The 16832-nt window shown below is 55.7% G+C and carries 13 protein-coding genes; 5 read left to right on the top strand and 8 right to left on the bottom strand.

Features of this window, described 5'->3' with window-relative positions; genetic code table 11:
* Positions 1-66: 66 nt before the first annotated feature.
* Genes BKA12_RS06435 through BKA12_RS06420 form a run of 4 tightly spaced genes read right to left on the bottom strand, consistent with a single transcriptional unit; the run spans position 67 to position 5816 of the window.
* The gene (locus BKA12_RS06435; RefSeq protein ID WP_183641596.1) at positions 67-693 is read right to left on the bottom strand and encodes a Maf family protein; all 627 of its coding nucleotides are present in this window, start codon (positions 691-693) and stop codon (positions 67-69) included.
* Positions 694-700: 7 nt separating this feature from the next.
* Positions 701-4306, bottom strand: coding sequence for an MMPL family transporter (locus BKA12_RS06430; protein WP_246361613.1), 3606 nt, complete (start codon positions 4304-4306; stop codon positions 701-703).
* A gap of 1 nt (position 4307) precedes the next feature.
* The gene (locus tag BKA12_RS06425) at positions 4308-4931 is read right to left on the bottom strand and encodes a TetR family transcriptional regulator (protein WP_183641594.1); all 624 of its coding nucleotides are present in this window, start codon (positions 4929-4931) and stop codon (positions 4308-4310) included.
* A 51-nt stretch (positions 4932-4982) separates the two neighbouring features.
* A complete protein-coding gene (locus tag BKA12_RS06420) occupies positions 4983-5816 on the bottom strand; it encodes a glycosyltransferase family 2 protein (protein WP_183641592.1) in 834 nt (277 codons plus the stop codon).
* A gap of 429 nt (positions 5817-6245) precedes the next feature.
* On the opposite strand from BKA12_RS06420, the gene BKA12_RS06415 reads away from it, so the two are divergent.
* The gene (locus BKA12_RS06415; RefSeq protein ID WP_183641591.1) at positions 6246-7943 is read left to right on the top strand and encodes an ABC transporter ATP-binding protein; all 1698 of its coding nucleotides are present in this window, start codon (positions 6246-6248) and stop codon (positions 7941-7943) included.
* A 57-nt stretch (positions 7944-8000) separates the two neighbouring features.
* Here the strand turns inward: BKA12_RS06415 and BKA12_RS06410 are convergent, their stop codons facing one another.
* From BKA12_RS06410 to BKA12_RS06395, 4 genes are read right to left on the bottom strand one after another with little or no spacing between them, the layout of a single operon-like run.
* The gene (locus BKA12_RS06410; RefSeq protein ID WP_338087451.1) at positions 8001-9380 is read right to left on the bottom strand and encodes a dicarboxylate/amino acid:cation symporter; all 1380 of its coding nucleotides are present in this window, start codon (positions 9378-9380) and stop codon (positions 8001-8003) included.
* A 52-nt stretch (positions 9381-9432) separates the two neighbouring features.
* Positions 9433-11109 (bottom strand): DUF885 domain-containing protein, encoded by a 1677-nt coding sequence (locus BKA12_RS06405; protein ID WP_183641589.1) that lies wholly within the window; start codon positions 11107-11109, stop codon positions 9433-9435.
* Positions 11110-11152: 43 nt separating this feature from the next.
* Positions 11153-11410 (bottom strand): acyl-CoA carboxylase epsilon subunit, encoded by a 258-nt coding sequence (locus BKA12_RS06400; protein ID WP_183641587.1) that lies wholly within the window; start codon positions 11408-11410, stop codon positions 11153-11155.
* A complete protein-coding gene (locus BKA12_RS06395; protein ID WP_183641585.1) occupies positions 11407-13038 on the bottom strand; it encodes an acyl-CoA carboxylase subunit beta in 1632 nt (543 codons plus the stop codon). The genes BKA12_RS06400 and BKA12_RS06395 overlap by 4 nt, the downstream gene beginning before the upstream one ends.
* A 199-nt stretch (positions 13039-13237) precedes the next feature.
* Between BKA12_RS06395 and BKA12_RS06390 the strand changes: the two genes are divergently transcribed.
* The 4 genes from BKA12_RS06390 (at position 13238) to BKA12_RS06375 (ending at position 16765) form a co-directional block, all read left to right on the top strand.
* A complete protein-coding gene (locus tag BKA12_RS06390) occupies positions 13238-14074 on the top strand; it encodes an SDR family oxidoreductase (protein ID WP_183641583.1) in 837 nt (278 codons plus the stop codon).
* A gap of 65 nt (positions 14075-14139) precedes the next feature.
* A complete protein-coding gene (locus tag BKA12_RS06385) occupies positions 14140-14946 on the top strand; it encodes a biotin--[acetyl-CoA-carboxylase] ligase (RefSeq protein WP_183641582.1) in 807 nt (268 codons plus the stop codon).
* A gap of 68 nt (positions 14947-15014) precedes the next feature.
* Complete coding sequence (locus BKA12_RS06380; protein ID WP_183641580.1) at positions 15015-15530, top strand: PH domain-containing protein; 516 nt, start codon at positions 15015-15017, stop codon at positions 15528-15530.
* 32 nt (positions 15531-15562) lie between these two features.
* Positions 15563-16765, top strand: a complete 1203-nt coding sequence (locus BKA12_RS06375) for an adenylate/guanylate cyclase domain-containing protein (RefSeq protein WP_183644676.1) — start codon at positions 15563-15565, stop codon at positions 16763-16765.
* Positions 16766-16832 lie beyond the last annotated feature (67 nt).

The raw sequence follows: 16832 nt of genomic DNA, 5'->3' as shown, positions 1-16832 counted from the left end.
TTTGTGTGAATCCCACGGTAATTCACGTCGTTCGCGTCGATATTTTGTTTTGCTTTTGTATGGGTTCTACAAGGCTGCCAGTGGCAACATGTGACCGAGCTCGGCAAATTGTTCACGCAAGGCGGCAGTGGAAATGCCAATGACGGCGTTGGCATCACCCTGTATTCCCGCAACAAATGCGGAGCCTCGCCCATCCAATGTGAAGGCGCCAGCGCACTGGAGAGGCTCTCCGGTCTCGGCATAAGCACGGGCTTCTTCCGGAGATACCTCGGTGAAGGTTACTTCTGTCGAAACTACTCGCGCGCTGCGCCGATTGCCGTTGGCAGTATCAATGACCACTTGGCCGGTGTGAAGAGTTCCGGTCTTGCCGCTCATGATGGACCAACGATTCACCGTTTCTTCTACCGTGTACGGCTTCCCGTAACTCACGCCATCGACTTCAAACACGGAGTCGCAACCAATGACGATGGCACCCGCAGCGTCTCTTGCCACGGCCTCCGCTTTTAACCCAGCGAGGAAGACAGCTTCTTCTGCTGAGCTTGGCTTACCGCTCTTGGCAATAAGCTGCGAAAGCTCTCCTTCTTCATCTACCGCCGACGGGCTCACGGTGAACGGAACCAAGGCGTTGGTGAGGATGCGAGAACGAGCTGGGCTCGTTGAAGCAAGGATGACTGCGAGTGCCGTCTGCGTCATGCGTTGATCATGTCCTGTTCTCGAGTTGCATCTCATCAAGCTGATGAGATGCAGTGGTCTGACGAGTTTCTAGTTTGGCACCTTCAACGTCAACGTCCGGCAAGATCTTGTCCAGCCAGCGTGGAATGTACCAAGCCTTATCACCCAGCAGGTGCATGATTGCCGGAGTCAAGGTCATGCGCACTACGAAAGCGTCAAGAAGTACACCGATCGCCAAGGAGAAGCCAATGGCGCGAATCATGGTCAAGTGGCTGAAGATGAAGCCGGCGAAGACGCTGGTCATGATCAGCGCAGCTGCCGTCACCACAGGTGCTGAATGGACGAATCCGGTTCGCACCGCCAAACGCGCGTCCTGGCCGTGGGCAAAAGACTCCCTCATGCCAGAAACCAAGAACACCTGGTAGTCCATCGCCAGGCCGAACAGGATACCTGTCAACAGGATTGGCATGAAGCTCATGATCGGGCCGGGAACGTTGACGTCAAACACGCCGCTGAGCCAACCCCACTGGTACACCGCGACGGTCGCGCCAAAGGCAGCAGCCAGTGAAAGCAGGAAGCCTGCGGTGGCCAAGAGAGGCACTACGACGGAACGGAAGACCAGCAATAGCAGTACCAGTGAAAGGCCCACAACGATACCGAGGTAGAGCGGCAACACTTCATTTAGTCGCTCAGACACATCGATCTGGGCTGCTACCTGACCCGCGAGAGCAATGTGGGATCCGGTATTTTCCTCAATAGAAGCCGCCTCGTCACGGATGGTATGAACCAAAGTTTCGGTTTCCGCGGAGGATGGGCCAGCCTGAGGAATGACCTGAATGATTCCGATCGTTTTAGCGTCGTTCGTTCCAGCAGGAACCGCGGCGACAACGCCAGGGATAGAACGAATCTGATCGGCAACATCAAGAGTTTGGATCTCCGCCGCACGGTCGTCAAGGCCGGCGGGCAAATCAGCGACTACCAACATAGGACCGTTGTAACCTGCACCGAAGGCGTCACCGAGCTTTTCGTAAGCCGTGAATGCACTGGAGCCTGCCGGTTCAGCGGAACCGTCCGGAAGAGCCGTACGCATGCTGGCCGCTGGAATAGCCAGAAGACCAAGTAGGACTACGCCAATGCCCAATGCAACCCAGGGGAAGCGAGTGACAAGTGCACCCCAGCCTCGGCTACCTGTGGCCTGCTGTTCAGCATGAGCAGGTGTCTCATCCGCGCTAGCTGCCTTGGCCCAAGCGCGCTTGCTGACCAAGCGGTTGCCGATAATTCCCAACAGAGCTGGAGTCAGCGTCAAGGCAATCAAAACAGCGATCGTCACTGTGGCGGCTGCTGAAATTCCAAGAACGGCGAGGAATGGCAGACCTGGAACAGCCAAGGCAGCGAGTGCGATGACTACGGTCAATCCAGCAAACACCACAGCGTTGCCAGAAGTACCAGTAGCCCTGCCAACTGACTCTTCCATATCCATGCCGGACAGCAGTTGACGCCTATGCCGGTGAACAATGAAGAGCGAATAGTCGATTCCCACAGCGAGACCCAACATGAGTGCCAGTGCAGGCGTAATCGACGCCATCGAAATCAATGACGAGAACGCAAGCGTTCCACCGACGCCGGCCGCAACGCCAAGCACTGCCATCAAGAGTGGAAGGCCAGCGGCAACCAAAGTTCCAAGCATGACGAACAGAACAACTGCTGCGATCAAAAGACCCAAAATCTCAGCGATTCCAAAGATGGAATTCAAGTCGCTGACGATTTCCTTGGAATAGTAGACGTTCACACCATCCGCATTGACTGCGTTTGCGATCTCTTGGATCTTTGCTCGGTTCGCAGACGTGAGCGCATCGGCAGAGGAAGTGAAACTTAACTGAGAGGCTGCAATACTGCCGTCTTCAGAAACGAAGCGCATTCCATGGGTGGACTCGGCTTTTCGCTGCCCGAGTGCCAGATCCGATTCGCCAGTCTTAAGCCTTTCTTCGCCCTCCGCTAGTTCCTCCTCAGCCTTGGGGATTTCGGCCGATTTGCTGTCCAGCTCGGCTTGTCCAGCCTCAAGCTGCTTCTTCGAATCAGTAATCTTCTGTGCGCCAGCGTCTGCCTTGGCTTGATTTGCGGCAAGAAGCTTTTCGCCTTCAGCAAGAGAAGCGGCGCCTGAACTGATCTTTGCTGCTGCTTGTTCGAGCTTCGTTCGGTTCGCCGCAATTTCGGCATATCCGGCGTCGAGCTGTTGCTTGGCCGTCTCTAGCTTTGCCTTACCGGCGTCCAGCTCCTTCTGCTTAGTCGCTAAAGTCGCTTTCCCGGCGTCAAGCTGCTTCTTGCCAGAATCGATGGTTGACTTCGCCGAGACTAGCTGTTGATAGCCGGATTTCGCGGTGGCGATCTTCTTTTCGCTAGCAGCAATCTTTGCTTGTGCGGCATCTAGTTCCGATTGCTTCTGAGTGATCTGCTTGAGCGCAGCCGCAATCTGTGTCTTACCGTCAGCAACTTGCTTAAGGCCGGCATCAAGCTGAGCCTTTTGACCTTCGAGCTCTTGACGCTTCGCCTGGATTTCGGCGAGAGCGGCAGCCTTCTGGTCCGCGGTGAGGGAGGTATCGGCGTTGATCGCGTCTTCTTGCGAGTCAAGGGCTTCAAGGCCGGCCGTTACCTTGGTCAGGGATTCCTTTAGTTGCGTCTCTTGAGTTGCCAGAGCAGCCGCTTTGGAATCGAGTTCCTTCTTCGCGGCGTTGAGCTGTGCCTGACCGTCGGAAACCTGCTTCTTCGCATCGCTAAGTTGCGACTCGGCTGAAGTGATAGCGGCAGGAACTTGGCTTAGTTCCGAGACTCCCAGACCGCTGGTGAGCTGGCGGACGCCAGCATCAAACTGGCTCTGTCCTGCAGCAAGCTCTTTTTCCTTAGCGGCGATCGTCTGCTGCGCGTCCTTCAATTGCTTTTCGCCAGCCTGCAATTTCGCGAGCCCGGCGTCGTATTCCTTCTGGCCGTCCGCAAGCTTCTTTTCGCCCGCCGCAAACTTCTCCTGGCCCGCCTTCAGCTGGGCCTTTGCGGAATTTAGCTCAGTGCGTCCAGAAGCGAGCTGTGCGCGAGCATCCGCGAGCTGCTGGGAACCGCTCTTCCACTGTTGGGTGGCGTCTTCTAGCTGGGCACGACCGTCATCGATCTTCTTTTGGCCGTCAGTCAACTGTTGCTTGCCGTCGTTGAGTTGGGCCAGACCGTCTTCGAGCTTCTTGCGAGCATCGTCGAGTTCTTTTTGGCCATCAATTACTTTCTGTGCAGCTGAGTCAAGCTCATCTTGAGTGCTGAAAGGATCGATTGCGCTGCGCACGAAAGTGAGCTCGTCGAGCTGTTTGACGGCGTCCTCGGCGGCTTCACGTTGGGCAGTTGTAAAGGGTTGACCGTTGGCTGTCTCAAAGACGATTCGACCATTTCCTCCAGAGACTTCGGGCATCTCCTGCTTGAGGCGGTCCAGCGTGCGCTGTGTTTCTGTGCCTGGAATGCTGAATTCGTTGCTCAGCTTGCCCATGAACATTGCGGCGCTGCCGCCGATGGCTAGGAGCGCGACAAGCCATGCGGAAACCACGAACCAGCGCTTGCGGTAAGCAAACTTTCCTAGACGGTAGAGAAAAGAAGCCATGCTATGCACCTCGAGAGAAATTGCGGATTGTAGGGAAGCCATCGCGCAACGTAGCGAGTGCGTCAACTAGATAGCTGTGGAGTTTCTTCATGGAATCGTCGCTCAGATCCCCAGCTGATTCCTGTGCCCAGTAGGCGAATGCGGCTTTTCCTGCGCCGGTAATGGAGAAGACAAATGCGTAAGCGTCAAGGTCCAGAGGCTGGCCATATCGTGATTCAACAAAGTCCGCTAGGTGGAAAGCGCAAGAGTCCCAAGTTTCAGTTTGAAGTCTTGCGAGCGGGGGATGGGTCTGCGCGAGAACAAACATTTCGGCGACCGAGCGGTACGATTCGATGTCCTCGAACTCCTGGACCGCCTGGACGGCGGCTTCCGCGAGAGATGCTGAATCATCAACTTCTTCAACCGCAGTCAAGACACGTTCAATGAAGTGCTCAATCGGTACATTCAGCGCAGAGTCCACGCTCGGGAAGTAGTTGAAAAAAGTACGGCGGCTGACGCCAGCGGCTTCGGCGATCTTTTCAGCGGTCAGTCCTTCAAGCCCAACGAGATTGAGGATTTTCCGAGCAGATTCAGCGATAGCGGCTCGCGTTTCAGCCTTATTGATGTCACGGCGGGAAACAAGCACATGGTTACACTACGTGCAAACTTGCATTCAGTGCAAATTCAAAATTGTTTTCTAGATTTCTGAAAGGTCCCAAGTTGTCATCTCTCGTGGGTCCATTAGGCGAAATGGCCCGTTCGCTTTGAGGCCCAGAACGGGATCAGGTTTGTGGTTCAATATGGACTCCCAAATACCGTCCACTACGGCTTCATTTTCATATTGAATGCCGGTCCACTGACCGCCAATTCCTGCATCGGCGTTAGCGAGTCTCAAGGCCAGGCTCCCTGTTTGAGCTTTTCGGCGCAATTGCGCTTTTGACCGCCACGGATGATGGACGATGTGCAAGCCACCTTGGAACTTTCCAGGCCGAATCACGTAGTGATTTCCCATAGTCGGAAAGGCAAATGGAAACTTCTTGAATGCCGTCTTTGGTTGGATTTCGTGCCCCAGATCCACCCACAGTTTTTCTGAATCAGTGCTGGAAGGAAAAGCATTGTGGACAGCCGCGGGGAACCGCTTGCCGTCGGATGCACGGAGGAAATCGGCAAGAGCTCCGTGCTCGGAGAACCAGTATTCGTCAGCGTCGAAGGGGATGATCCAAGTAGCACCCAAGTTTCTGACAATTCGTGCTAAGTTTGTCATCTTTTCTGACTGGTAATAGGCGTCGACAGCGTCGAAGGCAATATCAACCCGCGGGTCCCTTGCAAGATCTTTCAAGATTTCGGGGGTCTGATCAGTGGAATTGTTATCTGCAACGAGTACGTAATCGACTCCCTGCGAAAGCAAGTGGCCTACGGTATTTGAAATGATGTCTTGTTCATTCCTAACCATCGTCACAGCTGCAACGGAGCCCTTCGGTAACTTGGGTAGCGGTTGCGGAAGACTTAAGCCTGAGGTTATGAGTCTCATTCGACGAGTGTGTTCTTTTGAGATATTGCGATGAGCGACTCGCCTAGAGAAGCCAACATAGTCGCGAATCGTTGTTAAGCCATTTCGCGTGATGTTTGAGGTATAGGCATTGATATCAGAAGTCCTGATCCGGTTCATCCTGGGAGCCACCTCACTAGTTACGACACGACAACAAAGGTGAACTGGGTTTAGGGCGTTTCAATCGGGTGCCCGCAACGCGTTATTCGTTCACAGTTAAATCAACCTAAGATCTATAACAGCATAATTCAGCGACGGCTCCGGCATATTGTTAGGCGTCGCCGTTTTCGATCGCGCTGGGGGCTATTTTTGCTTAAAGATCTAAGAGTTGTAAGCAGACTGCTCAAGAATGAGCGACTGGTTTGGCTCATTCCCGCTGTGCTCGGATCATTGTTGGTTGCTGGGCTAGATATGCTTGGCGTTGCTGCGATGCTTCCGCTGATGTTACTAGTCACGGGATCAACGGATAACGTGGCGATTTCTACGATTTCTGAAGTTTTCGGGACTCAGGATCTTCAGCGTCTTCTTTTAATTATTTCGGGTCTTGTTGCCCTCTCATTTGTGACCAAAGCTCTCGTTCAACTTACGTTCAAGTGGTGGCTGTCGGGCCATACTTCGAGGCTCGAGGCGGAGGCTTCAACGGAGCTATTTCGACGATATGTGGATTCCGCATACTCGGATCATCGAGGCCGAAAGATGTCAGAGATGCACCGCAACATCGGTCACGCAGTCTCTCAGGCTTTTGGTGGAGTTTTGCTTGGGCTGATTTCACTTCTTACCGATGGTTTGACGATATCGCTGATTCTAGTTGTGCTTTTTTTGGTGTCTCCGTGGACAACACTTGGAGTCATAGTTTTCTTTGGTACGACCATGTTTGTCACACAATCTCTTCTGAGAAAGCGGCAGCAAAGGATTGGCGAAGAAATTGCGGAGTATGAGGCCGGGGCATGGAACGCGGTCCTTCCTGGCATTAATGGTTTTCGGGAGTCCCGAGTCACCAAGACATCAACCGAATTTGTTTCCCGCTTCTTCGCGTCGCGGAGCGAGCAGGCTCAAGCTCACCGCCGGATGGCTCTGATCTCCGAAATTCCCAGATACGTCTTGGAGATTGTTTTCGTCATTGGTGTAGGTGCTATGTCTGTTCTTCTTTTTAGCACCCAAGACCAAGGGCAAGCGCTCTCAGTACTCGGAGTTTTCGTGGCTGCTGCAACAAGACTTCTGCCAACGTTGAATCGGTTTACCGGTACTTTGGGATCAGTTCGTATGAGTAATGCAGGCTTGCAAATTGTTGTATCTGAAATCAACCAGCTGGAGGCGTCCGGACCTGTAAAGCTTGACGATGAACCGAAGCTCGCAGAGAAGCAAGCTATAAGGATTTCTGATGTGCGCTTCAAATTTGACGACTCAGATGAGTTCGTCCTGAAGGGCGTTAGTGTAGATATACAAGCCGGATCCACGGTCGCTTTTGTAGGATCTAGCGGTGCAGGTAAAAGCACATTGCTAGACATCATTCTCGGATTGTTTACGCCCACTAGTGGAACTGTGACTTACGGTGGCCAAAGCATCCACGGTGCGCTCGGATCATGGTATGAACGGGTAGCAGTGGTGTCTCAGGACATCTTTATTCTGGATGACTCCCTGGCCGCGAATGTCGCTTATGGGCTACCAGACAACGAGATAGATATGCAGAAAGTCAGAGATGTAGTTTCGCTGGCACAGTTAGATGAAGCAGTAGCGCAGCTTCCCGACGGGCTCGCGACACGACTTGGTGAGCGTGGCGTCCGACTCTCGGGCGGTCAACGGCAACGTGTTGGAATTGCTAGAGCGCTATATCGGGATCCCGATGTTCTGGTACTCGACGAAGCCACCTCAGCCTTAGACAACATCACGGAATTTGAAATTTCTGAAACCATGAAATCTCTGGCTGGTGAACGAACAATCATCATCGTTGCCCACAGACTTTCCACGGTGAAGAATGCGGACAACATCCTCTTCATGAAGAATGGACTGATAGCTGGCGAGGGGTCCTTCGAAAGCCTTCAGCAGTCAAACATGGATTTCGCGGAGCTGGTCAGAATCGGATCCGCAAGCTTGGCGGAAGAGAAGTGAGGGTGGTGTCGAACGAATTGGCTCGTTCGACACCACCCTCACTTGTGAGGAAAGTCTTTACGCGTCGACTGTCTCCGGTTTCTCCGAGAACTCATCCTTAAACGGATCCCCCTCGCGGTCAGCGTTGTACAGAGATTCGTCCAAGATTCCTTCGCGCTTAGACACGATGGTCGGCACCAGGATCTGACCGGCCACATTTACGGCGGTGCGTCCCATGTCGACGATCGGATCGATGGCGAGCAACAGACCAACGCCGGCGAGTGGCAGTCCCAAAGTAGACAAGGTCAGAGTCAACATCACGGTAGCTCCCGTGGTGCCTGCTGTTGCTGCGGAGCCCAGAACGGACACAATCACAATCAACAAGTACTGGCTGAAGTTCAGGTCAATGCCGAAGAATTGAGCCACGAAGATGGCGGCGATTGCCGGGTAGATGGCTGCGCAGCCATCCATCTTGGTCGTAGCGCCGAGCGGAACTGCGAAGGATGCGTAGCCACTAGGGACGCCCATGTTGCGCTCCGTCACGCGCTGAGTCAGCGGCATGGTTCCCACGGAAGAGCGGGACACGAAGGCAAGCTGAATGGCTGGCCATGCGCCGGAGAAGTACTGGCGTACCGAAAGTCCGTGAACACGAACCATGATCGGGTACACCACAAACAGCACGAGTGCCAGGCCAACGTAGATGGCTACAACGAACTTGGCGAGGGATCCCATGGTGTCCCAGCCGTAGGTTGCCACAGCATTGCCGATGAGTCCCACGGTGCCGATTGGTGCAATGCGGATGATCCACCAAAGAACCTTTTGGATGATGGCCAGAATCGAGCGGCTGAAGGAAACGAACGGTTCGGCCGCAGCACCAACCTTGAGTGCGGCAACGCCTACGGCGATAGCGATCACCAGGATCTGAAGTACGTCGAAGGACACTGAAGTGGAAACGGCGCCGGACTCTGCAACCTTGCTCGAGGCGGAAAGGCCCAAGAAGTTAGCTGGGATAAGTCCCTGCAAGAAGGCCCACCAAGAGCCAGTCTTGCCGGTGTAGTCGGCTGGGGCTGACTGGCCGGTGCCGACGCCTGGCTGGAAGACAATTCCCAATCCAATACCGATCATCACCGCAATGAACGCCGTGATGCAGAACCACAAAAGTGTCTTCCACGCCAAGCGGGCGGCGTTGGTGACTTGTGCAAGGTTTGCGATCGAGGCCACTACGGCGAAGAACACCAGTGGAACAACGGCGGCCTTCAGCAAGCTGACGTAGCTGGAACCGATGACCTGAAGCGTGGTTCCTAGCGCGTTCGGCGATTCGGTGGTGTGGCCGGTTTGCTTCGCCCAGAGACCTAGGATGAGGCCAAGAATGAGGGCGGCAATGATTTGAGGGCCGAACGAGGTCGCCCATTTAGGCAGACGACGCACGGCAGTTGCGTAGGAGGCAGGATTATTCACCTAACGAGTGTGGGGCGAATTATCCTGCCGTCCAAGCCTAAATTGCGAAATATTACGCGACTGTGACTTCCGTCAAGGCGTATTTCAAGGTGTCGAGTCCAACGGAGCCGAGTGCCAAGGCGTCCTTGTGGAACTTCTTGAGATCAAACGCATCGCCCTCGCGCTGCTTGACCTCTTCACGAAGCTCATTCCACAGGCGCTCGCCGAGCTTGTAGGCAGGAGCCTGACCGGCCCAGCCAAGGTAGCGGTTGAACTCAAAATCCAACTGGCCGGGGGAGGTGTCCAAGTTCTTCTTCAAGAACTCGTAGCCCAGCTCAGGGGTCCACGTGCCGGATCCCCACTGCTCAGGAATCTCGAGCTCGCAGTGGACGCCAATGTCAAAGACCACACGGGCCGCACGCATGCGCTGCGCATCTAGCATGCCCATGTAGTCGCCCAAATCATCGAGGTACCCCAGCTCTTGCATGAGTCGCTCTGCATAGAGCGCCCAGCCTTCACCATGACCGGATACCCAAATCAGGTTTCGGCGCACCGAGTTGAGGGTGTCCTTCAAGTACACAGCCGTCGCTACCTGCAGATGGTGTCCGGGCACGCCCTCGTGATACACCGTGCTGGTTTCTGACCAGGTCAGGAACTTTTCCTCGCCGGCCGGCACGGACCACCACATTTGGCCTGGACGTGAAAAATCGTCAGACGGACCGGTGTAATAGATGCCTCCTTCTTGCGTCGGCGCAATCATGCATTCGAGCTTGCGCACTGGCTCCGGAATATCGAAGTGATTCTCTCCGAGCTCGGCCACTGCCGCGTCAGACTTTTCTTGCATCCACGCCTTTAGGGCATCCGTACCGTGCAAAACGCGCGTGGAGTCCTCGTTGAGAAGTGCTTTCGCTTCGGCGATGGTAGCGCCAGGCTTGATGGCATTGGCAACACGCTCTTGTTCCGCAATGATGCGGTCCAGCTCAGCGATGCCCCACTCATAGGTCTCGTCAATATCGATCGTGGTGCCCAGGAACTCGCGGCTCGCTAGCAAGTAGCGCTCGCGGCCAAAGGCGTCCTTCTCTGGTGCGATCGGAAGAAGTTCTTCGCGCAGAAACGTCGCGAACTCGTCGTATCCGGCTTTCGCGGCAGCCGCGCTTTCCTTGAGTCGAACGGTCGAGAAGATCGCAGGCGCGCGCTCCACGAGGCTGTCGAAGAAGCCGACGTCCTTGGTGTAGTCAGCGATCTGGCCTAGGACAATGTCCACTTGGCGGCGCGCGGCCACTTTGCCTTCACTTGCGCTCTTTTTGTACGACGCCGTAGCTTGCGTCAGTGCCTTGGGGATATTCGCAAGACGCCCGGCGATGTGGTCCCAGTCCTCGGCAGTTGCGGTGGGCATGAGGTCCAAGATTGCACGAACGTTTTGCGGTGTCGAGGCAATATTGTTGAGGTCGGTCCAGCCGGAGTCGATGTTTTCGATCCAGAGACTCAGTCGCTCGTTGACAGAGTGCTGCGTGACCTTGTCGATGTCATCGACGGGCGTAGCAGCCATGATGTCGTCGAGCGCGCGCTGCATGAGATCGCGTAGCTTCTGACGGCCTTCAGGGGAGCGGTCTTCGTATCCTTCTTCGTATCCGGGGATACCGAGCGAGGCTCCAGTCTCAGGGGAGAGCTTCAGGAATTCCTGAAAGAACTTCTCGCAAGATTCGTCAATGGCGCTCGGGGTACGTGTGATGGGCATCTCAATGGTCATGAGACAACATTACAACGTGAAATAGTCGCTGAATATCAGCTACTTAGTGTCGTCCGCGCCAGATTCCCGGTAGCTGCATGAACTGCCGGCCACGCTTGATGGCTTCACGCACCAAGTCATTGCGCGTAGGTGCCTCCGGCTCTTCCTCCGATTGGCTCGTCGTCGCGAGAAGGCATGCCGTCAGAGCAGCAAGCTCCTCCGGCGATGGATCGCCAGAGACCACTTTGAAGATCGGCGCTTCCTGTTCTTCGGAATCGCCTTCCCATGTACGCGTGCCGCGTGCGGCTGCTGCTGGACTCATAGTGGGATGTTTCCGTGCTTCTTAGCAGGGTTGGCAACGTGCTTGTCGCGCAATGCTCGCAAGCCGTGAACTACACGAAGTCGCGTGTTCTGAGGAGCAATGACAGCGTCCAAGTAGCCAAGCTCGGCAGCCTGGTAAGGATTGAGCAGCTCGGCTTCGTAGCCTTCGATGACCTCGGTGCGGCGCGCCTCAACGTCGCCGCCTTCGGCTTCAACGGCTGCTAGGTCGCGGCGGTACAGAATGTTGACCGCACCTTGAGCGCCCATGACACCAATCTGCGCGGTAGGCCACGCGAAGTTCAGATCAGCTCCGAGCTTCTTAGAGCCCATCACAATGTAGGCGCCGCCATAAGCTTTGCGGGTGATGATGGTGATCTTCGGGACCGTCGCCTCTGCGTACGCGTAGAGCAACTTGGCGCCGCGGCGGATGATGCCCTGGAACTCCTGATCCGTGCCAGGCAAGAAGCCGGGAACGTCAACGAGGGTCAAAATTGGAATATTGAATGCATCGCAGTTACGGACAAAGCGGGCGGCCTTTTCGGAAGCAGCGATGTCCAACGTGCCAGCGAACTGCATCGGCTGGTTCGCCACGATGCCGATGGGGCGGCCCTCAACGCGTGCGTATCCAATGAGGACATTCGGTGCGTACAGAGACTGCATTTCGAGGAAGTGACCGTCGTCGACAATTGCCTCGATGACTTCGCGCATGTCATATGGCTGATTTGCGGAGTCAGGAATGAGAAGGTCGAGCGCCTCGTCCTCTTCCGTGATCTCAAGATTCTCCTCGAAGCCCTCCATCGGGGTGGGGGACAGGTTGCTGGATGGCAAGAAGTCCAGGAGCTCTTTGACGAAGTCGATTGCGTCTTCTTCGTCGTCTGCAAGGTAGGTTGCCGTACCCGTCACAGCGTTGTGCTGGCGAGCGCCACCGAGCGTCTCCATGTCCACTTCTTCGCCGGTCACGGTCTTGATGACGTCCGGGCCGGTGATGAACATGTGGCTGGTCTTATCCACCATGACCACGTAGTCGGTCAAAGCAGGGGAGTAGGCGGCACCGCCTGCGCAGGGGCCCATGATGAGGGAGATCTGCGGGATGACGCCGGAAGAGTGAACGTTATTGCGGAAGATATCCGCAAACATGGCCAGCGAGGCAACGCCTTCCTGGATGCGAGCGCCACCGCCGTCGTTAATACCGATGACGGGGCATGCGTTGCGCAGGGCGAATTCCTGAACCTTGACGATCTTCTCGCCGTTGACCTGGCTCAACGAACCGCCATAGACAGTGAAATCTTGGGAGTAAACGGCGACGAGGCGGCCGTCTACGGTGCCGTAGCCCGAAACTACGCCGTCGCCGAGAGGGCGCTTCTTGTCCATGCCGAAAGCGGAGGTGCGGTGGATCGCGAGGGCGTCGAACTCAACGAAAGAACCCTCGTCCAACAAAAGATCAATGCGTTCGCGGGCCGTGTGCTTCCCGCGCTCGTGCTGCTTGTCGACGGCTGCTTGACCGGACGGCAGCTGGGAAAGTGCTTCGCGGCGCCGGAATTCTGCAATCTTTCCGGCAGTGGTGGTGAGATCGATGGGGCTCTCTTCGCCTGAGCTAGCAGCATTGGCGTTCGCAGCTGGTGCGGTCATAGGTTGGGTGCTCCCATCATCGATTCACTAAGTGCCGGTGTGCTTGTAGAGATTCCACAACAAGAACCTGCAACTTGGCTAGTCTAGTGAGCCATTTACGGACATCGCTGGTATGAAACCTACAAAGTCGTGGAATGAATCAGAAAATACTTGTTACTCATGGGTAACAAAATGTGTCGGAAGCCACTATTCTGACTTCATGACTACTGAAACTTTCTCTTTGAAGGGCCGCACCATCCTCATGAGCGGCGGCAGCCGCGGAATTGGGTTGGCGATCGCCAAGCGAGCGGCGGCTGACGGCGCCAACATTGTATTCCTTGCCAAGACGGTGCAAGCGCATGACAAGTTGGAGGGCACCGTCTACACGGCCCGAGCGGAAATGGAGGAAGCCGGCGGCAAGGCACTTCCCGTGGTGGGTGACGTTCGCAATGACGACGACGTAGCTCGCGCCGTTGCAGAAGCGGTTGAAACCTTCGGCGGCATTGACATCGTGATCAATAACGCCTCCGCGATTGACTTGAGCAAGACGCCTGATCTGTCGATGAAGAAGTACGACCTCATGCTGGATATCAACGCTCGTGGTTCGTTCCTCATGGCAAAGACGGCGTTGCCACATTTGATGAAGTCTGACCATGCGCACATCCTGACCATGTCCCCGCCGCTCAACCTTGATCCGAAGTGGGCTGGCATGCACGTGGGCTACACCATGTCCAAGTACGCCATGAGCCTCGTGACGCTGGGGCTCGCGGAAGAACTCAAGGAGCATGGAATCGGTGTGAACTCTCTTTGGCCGGCAACGCTCATTGATACGGCAGCCATCCGCGCGATGCCTCACGGTGATCTCTTGGCGTCCAAGGGGCGCTCCATTGAGATCGTCGGCGACGCGGCTCACGCCATCCTGACGTCAGACCCTCGAGAACTCACGGGCAAATTCTTGGTGGATGAAGAAATCTTGACGCTCAAGGGTGAGGAGGACCTTGGACGCTATGCGACGACGCCGGGTAATACGGATCTGATCCCTGACATCTTCCTCTAAGGAGTACGTTGGGGGGGGGAGTTTCTCGACGCTCATGAGGCGGATTGCATCGTTAGGATTGACTCATGATGTTGGAATCTTGCTCCTCAACCAACGCCTTTGTAGGCGAGCAATTTCGCGCCGACCCAGCATCATGGAACACCTTGGATTGGGCCGCTACCGGCGACCAGACCTCTGGGACCGGTCGATTAGGCCGGGCGTGGGTGGCACCCACCGGCACAAGCTTGGCTCTGAGCGTGTTCTTCCGCGTCGACGAGCCTGGCGAAATTCCCTCCCACGAAGCCGCGTGGCTTTCGGTGCTCTGCGCGCTGTCCTTGACTCGCACCATTGAGGAACTTGGTGCGGCGTCGGATGCAGCTCGCCTCAAGTGGCCCAACGATGTGTTGCTCAACGGCAAGAAAGTTGCCGGAATTCTTGCGCAGTTCCATTCCGTGCTCAACCCAAGAGAAGCCGTTGCGAGCGGGGAGCGGGAGACGAGCAGCGGCGTCGTAGTGGGAATTGGAACGAATATTTCGCTGACTCACGAACAACTTCCGGTTCGCACTGCCACGAGCCTTGCGCTCGAAGGTATCGAAGCGGACATCGATCGAGTGTGCGAAGTATTCCTATCGCACATTCGCTCGGATTTCGAGAAGCTCAAGGCGTCTGGATACCGCACGTCGGTGTGGTTGCGCGGCGCTGTCAAGGAAAAATTGAGTTCGCTGGGTCTAGACGTGTGTGCAGAGCTTCCTAATGGTCGCCACGTGATTGGCGAGTGTGTGGACCTGGATCCGGACGGTGCGCTCATTGTGGAAACGGCGGACGGGCAATCGCATCGTATTAGTGCTGGTGACATCGTCCATCTGCGTCGCTCCGACGGGGCCTACGCCTAGACGGTCATTCTTGAGATTTTCTCAGGGTGAGCTGTAAAGATGAGACGTAAGAACAGAGAGGAGTCAGTGTGCGAGTTCGGTTACGCGACGATGAACGCGTTGTAGTGCGTACGCGACCGCACCTGCGGACAATTCTGTGGCCCACCATTCGGCTCTTCCTCATAGTTCTCGTAGCAAGCTACGGCGCAGGATTTTTGAACCGCGAACACACTGAGCCTCTCGCCACCATGGCACCTGTACTGCATTGGATTGTGGTGGGTGTCGGCGCGCTTTTGGCGTTCAAGTATGGGGTCCTCCCGATCTTCCGATGGTTCACCACGTGGATCATCCTCACTACGCAACGCGTAGTGGTCCACCGTAAAGGTGTAGACCGCGAAGTGCCTCTTGACGGTATTTTTGGAGTTGACCTGCGGCAATCCGTGGCGCAAAAAATGAACCAGTCAGGGACAATGATCCTCAGAACAGCTTCAGGAAATGGCATTATCTACAACGTTCCCGCCGTACGCACCGTCGCCGATTTGGTGGTGGAGTACCGCGATGCCCTCCCTGCTCGAGCTTTACCCGTTGAACGGTGGGCACTGTGATTTCTGATCCCTTTGAGAATTTCCGCAACCGCATGCCGGTAGCTGATTCGGAACCTGCAGCGGTGCCGGAACCCGTCACTGTGCAGGAATCTGATGCCCCGGAGGAACCAGCTGTTCAGGTTCCTGAAGTGACGCCGGAGCCCACACCTGAGCCGGAATCAGTTCCGGAAGTAGCGCCTGTGGCCGAGCGAACCATGAACGATCGTGAAGCATCTAGAAATCTGGAGCGGCGACTTCTCGGTGGCCCACGTACCCTCAAGCGTCGCGAGGTGGCTTCCGGTGCTGGCGTTTCCTTGTTGTCAGCCAAGAAGCTATGGCGAGCATTGGGGTTCCCCAACGTAAACGACGAAGAAGTTGCCTTCACCGAGCGTGACCTCGAAGCCATCTTGACCATCGTTGAGAACGTTCGTGAAGGCTACTTGTCTGAGGAAACCGCCATTTCCATCACGCGCTCAATTGGCCAGATGACTGACCGCATGGTGATTTGGCAGATCGAAGCCCTCGTGGAGGACTTCGTGCAGAACCGGAAGATGACAGATCGGGAAGCGCGCGAGCACGTTCTTGAGCTCTTGCCTAGGCTCATTGAGCCCATTGAAAATGTTCTTCTTTATACGTGGCGGCGCCAAATGAATGCTGCGATTCAGCGTCAGGTGTTGCGGGTTGAATCCGGGCTGTTGGCTTCTGCCGAGGGTCGAACCGGCGAGGAAGACGACGCACCGCTGCCGTTGGCTCGAGCCGTGGGCTTTGCCGATTTGGTCTCCTACACTTCACTGTCTCGCCGTATGAACGAACGTACGCTGGCTCAACTGGTGCAGCGGTTCGAGCAAAAGAGTGCCGAAATCATTGCCGTGGGTGGCGGACGTCTTGTGAAGACGATTGGCGACGAAGTGTTGTTTGTCGCGGAAACTCCGCAGGCAGGCGCTGAGATTTCGCTGGCGCTCGCAGAAGAATTCAAGGCGGACGAGTTCCTGCCGGACGCTCGTGTGTCTCTGGTTTGGGGACGAGTGTTGTCTCGCTTGGGTGACATTTACGGCCCAACTGTGAACCTCGCGGCGCGACTCACAGCATTGGCTAAACCGAGTACGGTGCTTTGTGATGCGTTGACGGCTTCGACGCTGTCCGGTGACAAGCGCTACATCGTGGAACGCCAGCAAAGCCACGAGGTTCGAGGCTTCGGCGAAATCACTCCCTACATCTTGGCGCGAGGCGAAGGCGAAGGCCTCTCACTCGACTAGGAGTGAATAGTTTTCTGAGTTGGTCCTTATTCACTGCAGAATCTGAAAAGATGGAAGCGTGCCTCCA

This window comes from Neomicrococcus lactis (assembly GCF_014200305.1).
Lineage (GTDB): Bacteria > Actinomycetota > Actinomycetes > Actinomycetales > Micrococcaceae > Neomicrococcus > Neomicrococcus lactis.
Note: the sequence above shows the minus strand (reverse complement) of the source record. Positions and strands in the feature narration are given on the sequence as shown.

Bases quoted from the DNA above. Each gene is read 5' to 3' on its own strand.
- BKA12_RS06435 (WP_183641596.1), bottom strand. From the start codon at position 693: ATGACGCAGACGGCACTCGCAGTCATCCTTGCTTCAACGAGCCCAGCT.
- BKA12_RS06430 (WP_246361613.1), bottom strand. From the start codon at position 4,306: ATGGCTTCTTTTCTCTACCGTCTAGGAAAGTTTGCTTACCGCAAGCGC.
- BKA12_RS06420 (WP_183641592.1), bottom strand. From the start codon at position 5,816: ATGAGACTCATAACCTCAGGCTTAAGTCTTCCGCAACCGCTACCCAAG.
- BKA12_RS06415 (WP_183641591.1), top strand. From the start codon at position 6,246: ATGCTTGGCGTTGCTGCGATGCTTCCGCTGATGTTACTAGTCACGGGA.
- BKA12_RS06405 (WP_183641589.1), bottom strand. From the start codon at position 11,109: ATGACCATTGAGATGCCCATCACACGTACCCCGAGCGCCATTGACGAA.
- BKA12_RS06400 (WP_183641587.1), bottom strand. From the start codon at position 11,410: ATGAGTCCAGCAGCAGCCGCACGCGGCACGCGTACATGGGAAGGCGAT.
- BKA12_RS06395 (WP_183641585.1), bottom strand. From the start codon at position 13,038: ATGACCGCACCAGCTGCGAACGCCAATGCTGCTAGCTCAGGCGAAGAG.
- BKA12_RS06390 (WP_183641583.1), top strand. From the start codon at position 13,238: ATGACTACTGAAACTTTCTCTTTGAAGGGCCGCACCATCCTCATGAGC.
- BKA12_RS06385 (WP_183641582.1), top strand. From the start codon at position 14,140: ATGATGTTGGAATCTTGCTCCTCAACCAACGCCTTTGTAGGCGAGCAA.
- BKA12_RS06375 (WP_183644676.1), top strand. From the start codon at position 15,563: ATGCCGGTAGCTGATTCGGAACCTGCAGCGGTGCCGGAACCCGTCACT.